Raw genomic sequence first — 14,032 nt, 5'->3', positions numbered from 1 at the left:
CGCCGACCTCCGCTCAGTAGTAGGTCAGGAAGATCTCCTCCAGCGACGGCTCCTCCGTGCGCAGGCGGACCACCGGCACACCGGCGAGCCGTTGGAGGAGCGGGCCCGGGGAGCCGGTGACGGTGACCCGGACCGCGCCCGGGTTGCCCGCCACCGTCTCGACGGCGCTCACCCCCGGCACGTCGTCGAGCGTGGGCAGGAGCCCGTCGACGACGATCTCGACCTTCGTCGCGCCGATCCGGCGCAGGTCGTTCAGGGTCGCCACCTCGACGAGGCGCCCGGCCCGGAGGATCCCGACGCGGTCACAGAGGTCCTGGACCTCGTCGAGGATGTGCGAGGAGAGGAAGAGGGTCTGCCCGCGGGCCGCGGCCTCGCGGGCGAGGAGCTGGAACTCGGCCTCCATGAGCGGGTCGAGGCCGGCGGTCGGCTCGTCCAGGAGGAGCACCTCGGGCCGGGTCATCATCGCCGCGACGAGGGCGACCTTCTGCCGGTTGCCCTTGGACAGCGAGCGCACGCGTGGCGACGGGTCGAGCTGGAGTCGCTCGAGGAGCTCGTCCCGGAACGCGGCGTCCACGCCGCCGGCGACGTTCCCCAGCAGCTCGAGGGTCTCGGTGCCGGTGAGCTGGGGCCACAGGGCCACGTCACCCGGGACGTACCCGACGAGCCGGTGGGCGCGCGCGACGTCGTCGACGGGGACCCCGAGGATCGTCGCCGTACCCCGCGTGGGCCGGACCAGGCCGAGCAGCAGCCGGATGGTCGTCGACTTCCCGGCGCCGTTGGGGCCGAGGAAGCCGAAGATCTCACCGGCCCGGACCTCCAGGTCGAGGGAGTCCAGCGCAACCACCGCGCCGTAGTGCTTGGTGAGGTCGTGCGTGGCGACGGCCGCACCGCGGTCGCGCCCCCCGCTGCGGTCCATGACGCCCCCCTCGTGGCGCGCTGTCCGCCGGTGCGCCGGGCCGCGGGGTGGCGGCCCCTGGGCCCGGCGCACCGGCGTGGGTCCTACCGTCGCACCGGCGCAGGGGCGCCGCCAGGGGCGATGGTCCCCGCAGGGGCGACCGTTCCCCCAGGAGCGCCACCAGGGGCGACGGTCCCGCGCGGACCTGGTGCACGACGGCGGCCGCCGGCTCCGCTCGCGTCGACTGCCTCAGCGAGCCTCGGGGTCGGGCTGGTGGATGCCGAAGGTGTTGCCCTCGGTGTCGAGGTAGTAGCCCTGCCACGCCATGCCCGTCAGCGCCATCTTGGGCAGCGCCACCTGGCCGCCGGCGTCGAGGATCCGCCGTTCCGTGGCGTCGTAGTCCTCGACCGCCATGGTGCACACGTACGCGTTCGTCCCCTGACCCTGACCCGGCGTGGCGACCGGCCGGGGGAGCAGGCCACCGTTGATCCCGGGCTCCTCCTCCGGCCCGGTGGTGATGCCCCAGTAGGGAGAGCCGCCGGTGAACTGCCCGTAGTCCTCGAACGTCCACCCGAAGACGGCGGAGTAGAACGTCTTGGCGCGCTCCAGGTCGTCGGCCTGGATCTCGAAGTGCACAAGTCTCGACATCGATGAACCTCCTCAGGTCGAGGCCAGTGTGGCACCGGCCACCGACATGGTCACGGGGTCTGCCGTGGGCCGGCGGGCGGCGCGGCCGGCCGAGCGGCGCCGGCCCGTACCGCGGCCGGCGCCGGGCCCTGCCCGTGCCGCGGAACCTCAGGCGCGCCCGTGCGCCACCATGCTGGCCCGCTCCTGGTCCTTGAACAGCCGGAACCGGGGGAGGAACTTGTCCCAGTCGATGGTGTGCGAGTCGATCTCGGGACCGTCGATGCAGGCGTGCTTGCGCACCAGCGTGCCGCCCTCCACCACCGGGACCATGCACGCCCCGCACATGCCCGTGGCGTCGACCATGATCGAGTTCAGGCTCGCCACGCACGGCACGGCGTACGGCGCGGTGAGGTCGCTGACCGCCCGCATCATCAGCGGCGGGCCGATGGTGACGACCTCGGCCACCGGGCGGCCCTCGCCGCGGCGGTTCGCCTCGAGCAGCTCCTCCAGCGGACCGGTGACGAAGCCGGGGACGCCGAAGCTGCCGTCGTTGGTGGTGCACACGACGTCGAGCCGGTCGCCCCACCGCGCCTGCAGGCGGCCCACCCGCTCGTCCTCGCCGGTCCAGAACATCAGCTCCCGGCTGCGGAAGCCCGAGATCAGCGTGACGTGGTTCCCCGCGGCCAGGTGCTCGCGCATGATCGGGTAGACCGGCGGCAGGCCCAGCCCGCCCGCGGTCATGACCACCGTGGAGTCCTCGTCGTGGAGGTGGATCTCGCTCGGCCGCCCCAGCGGCCCGGCGACGCCGGCGAAGGCCTCGCCGACCGACATCTCGTTGATCTCCAGGCTGGAGGTCCCCATGCCCTGGACGACGAGGACGATCGTGCCGGCGTCGGCGTCCCAGTCGGCGAGGGTGAGCGGGATGAGCTCGCCGTCGGGCCGGGGGAGGACCCGGACGAACTGCCCGGCCCGCGCGGCCCGGGCGACGACGGGAGCGCGGACCGTGAACTCGCAGATCCCCCCGCCGAGGTCGGTCTTCGCGACGATGACCGGCGCGGCGGCGGCCTCCTCGGTGTACCGCCGGGCGCGGCCGACCCGGTCGGCGACGTCCTGCTCGCTGAGGTCGACCTCGCCGAGGATCTCCCGGGCGGCAGCCTGACCGTCGCCGGCGGCACGGATCGCGGTGGAGCCGCCGCGGGCGGCGTCGCCGCCGGTGTAGACGCCCGGCAGGGTCGTCGCCTGCGAGCCGTCGTGGTCGAGGTCGATGGTGCCCCAGCGGGTGGTGTGCAGGCGCGGCTCGGAGTCCTTGATGATCGGGTTGGCGGCGTTGCCGAGCGCCATGATGACGAGGTCGGCGTCGATGGTCTCGGTGCGGCCGGTGGCGACCGGGCGCCGTCGTCCGGACTCGTCGGGCTCGCCGAGCTCCATGACGTCCAGGGTCGCGGCGCGGACGAAGCCGGTGGCGTCGTCGCCGAGGAACTCCGACGGCGAGCGCAGGGCGAGCAGGGTGATGCCCTCCTCGAGCGCGTGCTCGAGCTCCTCGACGCGGGCGGGCATCTCGGCGCGGGTGCGGCGGTAGACGATCGTGACGTGCCCACCGAGCCGGCGGGCGGTGCGGGCGGCGTCCATGGCGGTGTTGCCGCCGCCGACGACGACGACCTGCTTGCCCGCGGTCTCCGGCAGGGGGGTCTCGTGGTCGGGGCGCAGCGCCTGCATGAGGTTGACGCGGGTGAGGAACTCGTTGGCGCTCATGACGTCGAGGAGGTGCTCGCCGGGGACGTTCATGAAGCGGGGGAGCCCTGCGCCGGTGCCGACGAAGACGCGCCAGAACCCGGCGTCCCGCAGGTCCTGCAGGGACGCGGTCTTGCCGACGACGAAGTTGGTGACGAACCGCCCGCCGAGCAGGGTGATCTTCTCGACGACGTCGTCGATGAGCGTGTTGGGGAGCCGGAACTCGGGGATGCCGTAGCGCAGCACCCCGCCGAGGGCGTGGAAGGCCTCGAAGACCGTGACCGGGAAGCCCTCGGCCGCGAGGAGGTAGGCGTTGATGAGGCCCGAGGGGCCCGAGCCGACGATGGCGACCGGTGGGCGGGCCGCGCGCTCCCACGGGTCGGGGACACCGGCGAGGCGGCGGGCGGTGGCCCCGGGGTCGCGCAGCTTCTCCCGCTCGGGGAGGAACCACTCGACCTGGCCGATCGCGATGGGGGTCTTGTGCAGGCACACCCCCTGGCACTGCAGCTCCTGGGGGCAGACCCGCCCGGTGACGTCGGGCAGCGGGTTGCACGACTCGAGCAGCTCCAGGGCCTCGCGGAACCGCCCGGTGCCGACGAGCTCGAGCATCTGCGGGATGTGGATCTTGACCGGGCAGCCGCCCACCGGCTCGCGGTGGTTGGCCAGGAACACGCCCAGCTCGCACGGCTTCTCGGTGCACTGCTTGTCCCGCAGCGCCTCGAGCCAGACGAACAGGTCCACCTCGCGCGCGGTGTAGCCGAGGCTCATGTAGCCCAGGTACCCCTGGTTGACGAGGCCGAAGTCCTGCGCGCGGGACTCGGCGTCGCGCACGTAGGGCGGGATGCTGGCGGTGGCGGGCCACCCGTCGGACAGGCCGGCGAACATCGGGTAGCGGTCGGCCAGGTGGTGGTCGATCCCGCGGATGAACTTGCGCTTGAGGCCCAGCGGCAGGCCCCACAGGAACCGCATGAGGACCGTGGCGGAGTCGTCCTCGCGGAGAAGGGTCTGCCACAGGGTGTGCACGAACGTGGGCTCGAGCTCGGGCTGGCGGAACGCGTGGGCGACGGCGGCCGTGCCGTCGGCGACGAACAGGTCCCGGAAGGCGCGCGGCTGGGCGAGGAGGCGGCGGCGCAGGAGCTCGACCTGGCCGTTGAAGGTCGCGACCCCGGCGGAGGCCTCCAGGGCCTCGACCTCGGCGCGGCCGGCGTCGAGTGCGCTGCGTGCCGCGAGGTAGCGGCTCAGCTCGGCGGCGTCCGGCGCCGGGCCGGGACGAGGGGGCGTGACGGTGCTCATCGGATGATCTCCCCGTCGCAGGTGGCCTTGACGCGGTCGATGCGCCGCTGCAGCTCGGGGGTGATCTCGACGCCCTCGAGGGAGCCCGGGATCATCCGGGCCACGGTGCGGACCTCACCGTCGATGATCGCCGTCGTCTTCTCGAAGAACTGGGGCAGCTCCTGGTAGCAGGTGCCGCAGTCGTTGCACAGGGCCTGGTCGGCGGGGTCGAGGAAGAAGGGCAGGTCCATCGTGGCGACGGCGCCCGGCGCCGCGGCGGCCGCGCCGGGACCAGCCGCGGCGGGACCAGCCGCGCCGGCACGGGCCGCGCCGGCACGGGCCGCGCCGGCACGGGCCGCGCCGGCACCGGCCGCGCCGGCACCGGCCGCGCCCGCGCCCGTCATGGCGAGGCCGCCGGCGCCGAGACCGCCGCCCAGGCCGAACGCCCCGGCCGCACCTGGCGCCGCCGTGGCGAGCTCGGTCATCGCGCGGGCGATGTCGTCCAGGGAGGTCTCGCGCGCGGTGACCGCCTCGTCGTAGGCCGCCTGGAGCGCCGCGAGGTCGCCGCGGTGCAGGGCGGTGAGCTGGGCCTCGTGCCGTCCGGCGAGGTACTGCAGGGTCTGCCAGTAGCGGCGCCGGTCCTCGACGAGCGCGACGACCGAGGAGGAGCAGGCCACCTTGATGAGGCGACGGTCGTCGTCGGTGGCGTGGACGAACGGGACCTTGCCCGCGCGCCGGTCGGGAGGCAGCTCGACGTACTCGTCGACCGGGACGGCGTCGGCCTCGCGGGCCGGGTCGAGCCGGCGGAAGTGCTTCGTGAAGCGGGCCTCGCCGAGGGCGAACTCGGCCGGCGTCAACGGCGTCGTCATGAGCTGCGGGCGGCCCTCGTCGTCGACGTACTGCAGGGTCGACGTCGTCCAGGTGCTGTCGACGTCGGGGTTGCCGTCCAGGGAGAACCAGTCGTGCAGGGTGGAGCCGCGGCGCGGGTCGTGGACGAACACCGGCGCCATCCGGCTCTCCACCGCCAGGCGCGAGCGGGCGTTCGAGGCGTCCTCGGGGATGCCGTTCTCCGTGCCGCACGGGGTGTAGACGTCCATGACCGCCGGGCCGTCGCCGTAGGTGAGCAGCTCCATCGAGGCCTTGAGGAAGTGCCCGTACAGGGCGGTCGAGGTGGCGCACGCGTAGACGTTCGGGTGGAAGGAGGCCAGCAGGGCCAGCTCCTTGCGGCCCTCGTGCTTGCCGTCGTGGGCGCTGCCGAAGCGGGCGAGGTCGGAGTCCTGGCCGGTGTAGCTGGCGGTGGAGGCCTGTCCGCCGGTGTTGGAGTAGGCGCCGGAGTTGAGCACCATCATCTTCACCGGGGTGTCCGAGGCCAGCACGCGAGACATCGCGCCGAAGCCGATGTCGTAGCTCGCGCCGTCACCGCCGATCGTCAGCACGGTGGGCAGGAGCGCGAGCTCGTCGGGGGTGAACCCGGACCAGCTGAGCACCCGCAGCTCGGCGTCGTGGCGGGCCGGGTCGTAGGCGTCGGCGAGCTCCAGGCGGGCGGTGCGCAGGGCCCGCACGGCCGGGACGGCCTGGGCGCTGATGCCCTCGAAGATCCCCTTGGCGAGGGGCTGGGCGTCCTGGAAGAGGCTGTTGACCCACGGGTCGAGGTACTGGTTGAACGGCATCGTCGAGGAGTAGACGCTCGAGCAGCCGGTCGAGTTGGCCACGACCGTCGAGGCCGGGCCGTTGCCGGTCGGGCCGCCCTCGTAGAGGAACAGGCGGCCCTCGAGCGTGTCGACCGCCTCGGTGATGCGCGCGCGCCGCGCCGCGAGGGCGGCCGCGCCGTCGCCGGCCGCGCCCGCGGTGCCCGCGCCGCCCAAGGAGGCGAGCTTGGTCCGGAGATCGGTCACCAGGGCGTCGAGCTCGCGCCGGTGGGCCCGGCGGCGCTCCTCGCCCAGCGCGTGGCTCATGGAGGTGACGAGCCGGATCGCGGTGACCTCGCCGCAGCCGCGGCAGGCGCCGTGCCCGCCGGTGGTGGCGTAGAAGTTCTCGTGGTCGAGCATGAGGCGCTTGAGGTCGCCGTCCGGCGTCGTCGAGCCCTCGACGAATCGGCGCGGGGTGTTGGGCAGCGTCGTCATGATCTCGAAGCGGTCCTCGAGCGTGGCGAGGACGTCGGCGTCCTGGACGGCCTCGGTCAGCGCGCCGGGTCCGCAGACCTGCACGCACTGCAGGCAGCCGGTGCACTTCCACGGGTCGATGGTGGCGGTGAACAGGCCGCCGGTGCCGGGGACGTCCTTCTCCATGGCGTCGAAGAAGGGCCGCGGCCGCGCCACCGGGTACAGCGCGAGACGGCTGACGAGGGCGCCGACGGTGCGGGCGAAGCTCGGCTGGTCGACGTCGAGGCCGGCCGCCTGCTCGGCGACGACCTCGTGGAAGGGGCGGTAGGTGCGGTCCTGCCGGTAGGCCTCGCGCACCCGCGCGGCCAGGCCCGGCACCTGCGCGCGCAGGGTCGCGCGCTGCGCCTCGGTGACCTCCAGCGGCGCGATGCCGGCGAGGAGCAGGTCGTGGATCTCGTGCACGGTGTTGGGGATGGCGACGTCGGGGCACACCAGGGCGCACTCGAGGCAGCCCGTGCAGGACGTCGGGTCGAAGACCGGCACGCTGCGCCGGAAGACGCCCTTGTCCTTCGCCGCACCGGTCCCGGACGGCATGAACAGCCCGGCGCCGGGCAGCACCGGGGACTCCCCGATGGTGCCCTCCCGGAAGGGGCGGGCGGCGAGGTCCTCGTAGTACGCCGGGTCGAACAGGGCGCTGGGCCGAGGCGTCGTCGTCGCCGGGCACATCGCGGCGGACAGCGCCACGGTGCGCACCGTGCGCGGGGCGGCCTCGGCGTCGATGGCGACGAACGCGGGAGCGTCGTAGTCGATCGGGGTCGTGGCGGCCATGCCCTCGCGGATGACGGCCATGTTGCCCTCGACGACGGCCTCGCCCTTGCCGCCGAACTTCTTGGCGATCTGGGCGCGGACCTTCTCGGCGATGACCTCGGGCGCGGCGCCGCCGGTGACGCGGTCGACGTGGCCGGCGACCGCGCCGATGAACGCGATGCCCATCATGCGGGTCTCGAGCTCCGGCGTCGGCGCGTGCTTCTTGGCCACGCGGAAGGCGTCGACGACGAGGAAGCGGATCTCGCGCTCGCGGATCGTGCGGCGGGCGTGCCGGGGCAGCTCGCGCCAGACCTCCGCGGGGGCGAGGTCGCTCTGGAGGATGAACGTGCCGCCGCGCGCCAGGCCCTTGAGCGGGTTGGTGTGGACGAAGGCCTTGTGGTCGGGGGAGATGACGATCTCGACGTCCTCGAGCTCGGCGTTGGAGATGAGGACCGGCTCGGGGCTGAGGGTGATGTAGTAGTTCGTCGGGGCGCCGGACTTCTCCGAGCCGTACTTCGGCGCGGACTTGGAGTGCATGCCCAGCACGCCGGCGAGGATGTCGGTGAGCAGCTTGCCGGTGGCGATGGTGCCGTAGCCGCCGACCGAGTGGAAGCGGATGCGCAGCGCCGACGGCGGCAGCAGGACCGGGTTGGGCCCGGTGCGCAGTGCCATGAGCTCGGTGTCGGGGTAGGCCGCCCGCAGACGGTCCTGGACCTCGGCCATGTGCGGGGCGGGGTTCTCGGCGAAGAACTGCGAGCCGAGGTAGACCAGCGGCGCGCCGTCGCCGTCGGCCATGTTCTGGAAGGCGGCGACGAGGTGGCGGGGCTGGACGTCGTGCCCGCCGAGGCCGAAGATCGCCGTCGTCAGGCGCGGCATGCGTTCCAGCGCCGGGAGGTGGGGGTAGCGCAGGGCGGGCGTCACGCCGTCGGCGCTGGCGCCCTCGTTACCGGCCGCGGCGTCGGCGTTCGCGCGGGCCTTGAACAGCGCCGACGTGACGAGGTCGGTCAGGGCGGTGGTGTCCGAGCGCTCGAGGACGGTCACGGCCGTCCTGCCGCGCAGCGCCTCGACGAGCTCGGCCTCGGGGAAGGGCTGGAGGAGCTTGACGGAGACGACGCCGACCTTGAGCCCCTGGGCCCGCAGGTGCGGCAGGACGGCGCGGACGTCGTCGGTGATGGAGCCGAGGCCGACCATGACGTAGTCGGCGTCGTCGCAGTCGTAGGTGTGCAGCGGGGAGTAGCGACGGCCGGTGAGGTCGCCGTACTCGGCCATGGCGCGGCGCGCGAGCGCGGGGACGTCGGCGGCGAAGTGGGTGCGGTGGTCGACGGCGCCGGCCTGGAAGTCCGGCTGGTTCTGCACCGGCCCGGTCACGCCGGGGTTGTGGACGTCGACCAGCGCGGGGACGAGCTGGCGGGTGCCCCGCGCGTACGCGCCGGTCCACTGGCGCCGCCACTGGCCGTGGAGCTCCTCGGGCAGCCAGGGCAGCGTGCCGTCGAGGAGGTCGCCGTCGTCGTCGGCCTCGACGGCGTCCGCGGCGGCGTCGAGGTAGGCGCGCAGGGCGCGGTCGTCGTCCTCGCGGATCTCGGCGGCGTGCCGCTCGAGGTACTGGCCGAGCTGGAAGACGCGGCCCTTGGCGCCGAAGAGCAGCTCCTGCGCCACGGTCGGGCACGGGATGCGCCCGGCGGGGTCGCCGAGGTAGTTCCGCAGCAGCTCCGGCTCGGGCAGGAGGACCTCGCTGAGCATGTGGCTCGTGGTGAAGCCGTCCATGGCGTTGGTGACCGGGATGAGCGAGAGCGCGGAGGTGCGGTAGGCGATGGCGGCGAGGTCGGCGGCCTCCTGCGGGGAGGAGCCGAAGAGGATCGTGTAGCCGGAGGGGAGGAGGGCGTAGACGTCGTCGTGGCCGGCCATGACGTTGAGGGAGTGCTTGGAGACGACGCGCGCGGCGACCTGGAGCACGAAGCCGCCGATCTTCTTGCCGACGGTGACGTAGTGCGACTCCATCGCGTAGAGGATCCCCTGGCTGGAGGAGGCGTTGGAGATGTACTGGCCGCCGGTCAGCGCCGCGCCGAGCGCACCGCTCTGGGCGGAGTGCTCGCCCTCGGGCTCGAAGAAGAACGGGTGCCGTCCCCACACGTTGAGGCCGCCCTCGGCGCGGGCCGCCTCGTAGAGCTCGGAGATCTCCGTCGACGGGGTGATCGGGTAGCCGATGACCCCGCCGCAGACGTGCCGCATGACATGGGCGACAGCGCCGTTGCCGTTGATGACGGCGGGCGTGCCGGGGTACGGCTGAGCACTCATGGTTCCTCGTCCTCCGGGAGAGGGGCGCGCTGGTGGTGCGCCCGGGCGGCCGCGTGCACCGGGGCGGCGTCGTCGGCGACGTCGTGCCCCGGCGGGAGGGATGTCCGAACGGTCATCGCAACCTCACGTCCAGCGGCGGCAATGCCAGCGTAGGTCGCCCCTCATGCGCGACCTGTGCCCTTCGTCCCATATGAGGCGCAGGCCTGTGGCGGACGCGCGAGGACCTCAGGTGATGTCGCGGCGCAGGCTCGTGAGGCGGCCGAGGACGGCGAAGAGCACGGCGTAGCCGAGCAGCACGAGCAGGCCGGCCCACGACGGCAGCAGGCCCGCCGCCATGCCGGAGTCGGCGTAGAACGAGCTGCCGGTGATGGCCTCGCCGGCGGCGCCGGGCAGGTACTTCGAGATGCCCTCCGCCCACGCGAACTGCCCGAGCACGAGGCGCAGCACGGGCTCGACGAACTGGGTGAACGCCAGCAGCACGACGATGACGACGACCTGGTTGGTCAGCCACGTGCCGAAGCCGACCCCGACGACCGTCCACACCGCCAGGGCGAGGACGGACAGGCCGGCGCTGCGCAGCACGGCGGGGTCGGAGAGATAGGTCGGCTCACCGAGCAGGGCGAGGGTCGCCGCGCCCGCACCGACCGTGGCACCGGTGCCCACCAGGCCGAAGAGCAGGCCGACGACGACGGAGGAGAGCATCTTCGCGCCGAGCAGGACCGTGCGCCGCGGCTCGGCGAGGAGGGACGGGGTGATCGTCTGGTGGCGGAACTCGCCGGTCATCGACAGGGCGCCGACGACGACGGGGAAGACGTAGCCCAGTGAGGTCGCCAGCGTGTAGATGGTGCCCGCGACCTGCTCGGGCGTCATGGGCGCGCCGGGCCCGGCGCCGGGAGGACCGCCGATGGACTCGGGGTCCTGGGCGAGGGCGAACGCCATCACCCCGGCGAGGAAGGCCATGTAGGCGGCCATGGACGCGAGCAGCACCCACCACAGGCGCGTGGTGACGAGCTTGCGGTACTCGGTGACCAGGGCGGCCCTCATCGCACGTCCCCCTCGGTGCGTCCGGGCTCGTCGCGCTCGCCGACGAGCCGGAGGAAGACGTCCTCGAGGCCGACGTCGCGCGGGCTCAGCTCGTGCAGCTCCAGCCCCGCGGTGAACGCGCGGGCGCCGATCTCGGCGGCGTCGACCCGGTGCAGGACCACGGCGCCGGGGCGGCGCGGGTCGCGCTCGGCGCGGTCGGTCCAGCCGGCCCGCTCGACGAGGGCGGCGAGGCCGGCGGCGTCGGGGGAGACCACCCGCACGCTCGGCTCCGCGAGCCGGGCCAGCTCGGGCAGGGAGGACTGGTGCGCGAGGCGGCCCCGGCTGATGATGACGACGTCGTCGACCGTCTGCTCCACCTCGGACAGGACGTGGCTGGAGACGAGCACCGTGCGGCCCTGCGCGGCGAGGTGGCGCAGGAAGGCGCGCAACCACGCGATGCCCTCGGGGTCGAGGCCGTTGGCCGGTTCGTCCAGGAGGAGGACGCGCGGGTCGCCGAGCAGCGTCGTCGCCAGGGCGAGGCGCTGGCGCATGCCGAGGGAGAAACCGCCCACGCGGCGGCGGGCCGCCGGGCCGAGCCCGACGAGGTCGAGGAGCTCGCGGCACCGGGCGTCGCCGACGCCCGCCTGCGGCGCGTAGACCCGCAGGTGGCCCAGGGCGGTGCGGCCGGGGTGGAAGCTCGCGGCCTCGAGCGCCGCCCCGACGGTGCGCATGGGCCGGCCGAGCTCACCGTAGGTGCGCCCGCCGATGGTGGCGCGCCCCGCCGTCGGACGCACGAGGCCGAGGAGGACCCGCAGGGTGGTCGTCTTGCCCGCCCCGTTCGGGCCGAGGAACCCGGTGACCCGGCCGGGTGCGACCGTGAAGCTGAGGTCGTCGACGGCACGCACCGGCCCGAAGGTCTTGGTGAGGTGCTCGACGGTGATGACGCCGTCGGCGGTGGGGGGCGGGGCCGTGCTCGTCACGTTGCCTCGATCGGTCGGTGGTGGGCGACCCCGACGCTACCGGCCGCGGCGCCGCCGGTCCGCGGTTCCGGCGGCGCGGCGGCAGACGGATAGAGTCGTCGCCACACCCGGGCGGCGAGAGGGACTCACGATGGCGGGACACCTCCAGATCGGCGAGGTCGCCGAGCGCACGGGTCTGTCGCTGCGCACGATCCGCTACTACGGCGAGGTCGATCTGGTCAGCCCCTCCAGCCGCTCCGAGGGCGGGTTCCGGCTCTACACCGAGCACGACGTCGAGCGCCTGCAGGTGGTCAAGCGCATGAAGCCGCTGGACTTCACCCTCGAGGAGATGCGGGAGGTCCTCTCCGTGCTCGACCGCCTCGAGGCGGCGGGGCCCGCGGACCGGGCCGACCTCCTCGCCGACCTCACCCGCGTCCGGGCCGAGGCCGAGGCCAGGCGGACCCGTCTGCGGGCCAAGCTCGACGCCGCCGAGGCGTTCCTCGCCGACCTGGACCGCACACTGGGCGCCTGACGCCCGCCTGACGCCCGCCTGACGCCCGCCTGACGCCCGCCTGACGCCCGCTGGGCGGCCGGCGTCCGGTGGTCGGTGCCGTCAGTGGCCGGCGGCGAGGTGGCCGGCCAGGCGCTCGTGACGCTCGGCGCTGGCCTCGTTCAGGCCGACGATCGTCGCGGTCTTGCCGCGGGCCGCGTACTTCGTGGTGATGGCGTCGAGGGCCGCGACGGTGGAGGCGTCCCAGATGTGCGAGCGCGACATGTCGATGACGACGTTCCTGGGGTCGCCCGCGTAGTCGAACTGGTAGACGAGGTCGTTGGACGAGGCCCACAGGAGCTCGCCGACCACGGCGTAGACGCGGGTGTCGTCGTCGGGGTGCGCGACGTCGACGACCTCGGTGAGGTGGGCGACCCGCCGGACGAACATGAGTGCGGCGACGACGACGCCGGTGAGGACGCCGTAGGCGAGGTTGTGGGTGAGCACGGTGACGGCGACCGTGGAGACCATGACGGTGGTCTCCGACTTCGGCATGCGGCGCAGGGTGGCCGGCCGGACGGAGTGCCAGTCGAAGGTGGCGACGGAGACCATGACCATCACCGCGACGAGCGCGGCCATGGGGATCGTGCCCACGGCGTCGCCCAGCCCGACGACGAGCACGAGGAGGAAGAGGCCGGCGAGGAAGGTCGAGATGCGGGTGCGGGCGCCGGATGCCTTGACGTTGATCATGGTCTGCCCGACCATCGCGCAGCCGCCCATGCCGCCGAAGAAGCCGGTGATGACGTTCGCCACGCCCTGGCCCCAGGACTCGCGGGTCTTGTCCGAGTGGGTGTCGGTGACGTCGTCGACGAGCTTGGCCGTCATGAGGGACTCCATGAGCCCGACGAGCGCCATGGCGACGGCGTAGGGGGCGATGATCTGCAGGGTCTCCAGCGTCAGCGGGACGTCGGGGACGAGCAGCGCGGGCAGGGAGTCGGGCAGGTCGCCCTGGTCGGCGACGTCGGGCACGTTCAGGGCGAAGGCCACCGTGGCAGTCGTCAGCACGACGATCGCCACGAGGGGGGCCGGGACCACCTTGGTGATCCGGGGCAGGTAGACCATGACGGCGATGCCGACGCCGACCATGGGGTAGACGATCCACGGCACGTCGGTGAGGTAGGGCAGCTGGGCCGTGAAGATGAGGATGGCGAGGGCGTTGACGAAGCCGACCATGACGCTGCGGGGGATGAAGCGCATGAGCCTGGCCACGCCCAGGACGCCGAACGCGACCTGGACGACGCCGGCGAGGATCACGGTGGCGAGGAAGTAGTCGATGCCGTGCTCGCGCACGACCGGGGCGATGACGAGCGCGACGGCGCCGGTCGCGGCGGAGATCATGGCCGGGCGCCCGCCGAGGAACGCGATGGAGACGGCCATCGTGAACGAGGCGAACAGGCCCATGCGCGGGTCGACCCCGGCGATGATCGAGAAGGAGATCGCCTCGGGGACGAGGGCGAGGGCGACGACGAGGCCGGCGAGGACCTCGGTGCGCAGCCGGCGCGGGTCGCGCAGGGCGGCCCGGACGGAGGTGACGTCGTCGGTGCGGTCCCGCTTGCGTTCCTCGGGGGTCGTGCGGCTGGTCCGCAGGGCAGCGAAGGGTGAGGTCACGAGGACTCCCGGGGTGATGGACGCGGTCCGCGCCCGCGTGGTCAGGTCGGGCGGCGCGTCATCACACCTGGGTGGCGCAGCGGTGCCGGGTCGGACCAGGACCGAGGGGACGTCGCCGGCGGGGGCTGCTGGCCCGAACCCTAACGTGACGAGAGGTAAGAGT

General features: G+C 73.5%; 8 protein-coding genes. 1 reads left to right on the top strand and 7 read right to left on the bottom strand.

Annotation, left to right across the window (positions count from 1 at the left end):
• Positions 1-13 precede the first annotated feature (13 nt).
• From EDD32_RS02920 to EDD32_RS02895, 6 genes are all read right to left on the bottom strand, one after another.
• On the bottom strand, positions 14-916 hold the full coding sequence (locus tag EDD32_RS02920) for an ABC transporter ATP-binding protein (RefSeq protein WP_123914453.1): 903 nt from the start codon (positions 914-916) through the stop codon (positions 14-16).
• Between the two features lie 228 nt (positions 917-1,144).
• Positions 1,145-1,543 (bottom strand): VOC family protein, encoded by a 399-nt coding sequence (locus EDD32_RS02915; protein WP_123914451.1) that lies wholly within the window; start codon positions 1,541-1,543, stop codon positions 1,145-1,147.
• A gap of 147 nt (positions 1,544-1,690) precedes the next feature.
• Entirely contained in the window at positions 1,691-4,546 is a 2,856-nt protein-coding gene (locus tag EDD32_RS02910) for a sulfide/dihydroorotate dehydrogenase-like FAD/NAD-binding protein (protein ID WP_123914449.1), read from the bottom strand.
• Entirely contained in the window at positions 4,543-9,729 is a 5,187-nt protein-coding gene (locus tag EDD32_RS02905) for a 2-oxoacid:acceptor oxidoreductase family protein (RefSeq protein WP_123914447.1), read from the bottom strand. Before EDD32_RS02905 ends, EDD32_RS02910 begins: the two co-directional genes overlap by 4 nt.
• Positions 9,730-9,954: 225 nt before the next feature.
• A complete protein-coding gene (locus EDD32_RS02900; protein ID WP_123914445.1) occupies positions 9,955-10,773 on the bottom strand; it encodes an ABC transporter permease in 819 nt (272 codons plus the stop codon).
• Positions 10,770-11,732 (bottom strand): ATP-binding cassette domain-containing protein, encoded by a 963-nt coding sequence (locus EDD32_RS02895; RefSeq protein ID WP_170175178.1) that lies wholly within the window; start codon positions 11,730-11,732, stop codon positions 10,770-10,772. The genes EDD32_RS02900 and EDD32_RS02895 overlap by 4 nt, the downstream gene beginning before the upstream one ends.
• Before the next feature lie 130 nt (positions 11,733-11,862).
• Between EDD32_RS02895 and EDD32_RS02890 the strand changes: the two genes are divergently transcribed.
• The gene (locus EDD32_RS02890) at positions 11,863-12,243 is read left to right on the top strand and encodes a MerR family transcriptional regulator (protein WP_123914443.1); all 381 of its coding nucleotides are present in this window, start codon (positions 11,863-11,865) and stop codon (positions 12,241-12,243) included.
• Positions 12,244-12,324: 81 nt separating this feature from the next.
• Here EDD32_RS02890 and EDD32_RS02885 read toward each other — a convergent pair whose 3' ends face one another.
• The gene (locus EDD32_RS02885; RefSeq protein ID WP_123920106.1) at positions 12,325-13,848 is read right to left on the bottom strand and encodes a SulP family inorganic anion transporter; all 1,524 of its coding nucleotides are present in this window, start codon (positions 13,846-13,848) and stop codon (positions 12,325-12,327) included.
• Between the last annotated feature and the right edge of the window lie 184 nt (positions 13,849-14,032).

Origin of the sequence: Georgenia muralis (assembly GCF_003814705.1) — a bacterium.
In the GTDB taxonomy this organism is placed as follows: domain Bacteria; phylum Actinomycetota; class Actinomycetes; order Actinomycetales; family Actinomycetaceae; genus Georgenia; species Georgenia muralis.
This window is presented reverse-complemented; position numbering and strand designations above follow the sequence as displayed.

Excerpts from the sequence above, each read along its gene's own strand:
- EDD32_RS02920 (WP_123914453.1), bottom strand. The coding sequence starts at position 916 with ATGGACCGCAGCGGGGGGCGCGACCGCGGTGCGGCCGTCGCCACGCAC.
- EDD32_RS02915 (WP_123914451.1), bottom strand. The coding sequence starts at position 1,543 with ATGTCGAGACTTGTGCACTTCGAGATCCAGGCCGACGACCTGGAGCGC.
- EDD32_RS02910 (WP_123914449.1), bottom strand. The coding sequence starts at position 4,546 with ATGAGCACCGTCACGCCCCCTCGTCCCGGCCCGGCGCCGGACGCCGCC.
- EDD32_RS02905 (WP_123914447.1), bottom strand. The coding sequence starts at position 9,729 with ATGAGTGCTCAGCCGTACCCCGGCACGCCCGCCGTCATCAACGGCAAC.
- EDD32_RS02900 (WP_123914445.1), bottom strand. The coding sequence starts at position 10,773 with ATGAGGGCCGCCCTGGTCACCGAGTACCGCAAGCTCGTCACCACGCGC.
- EDD32_RS02890 (WP_123914443.1), top strand. The coding sequence starts at position 11,863 with ATGGCGGGACACCTCCAGATCGGCGAGGTCGCCGAGCGCACGGGTCTG.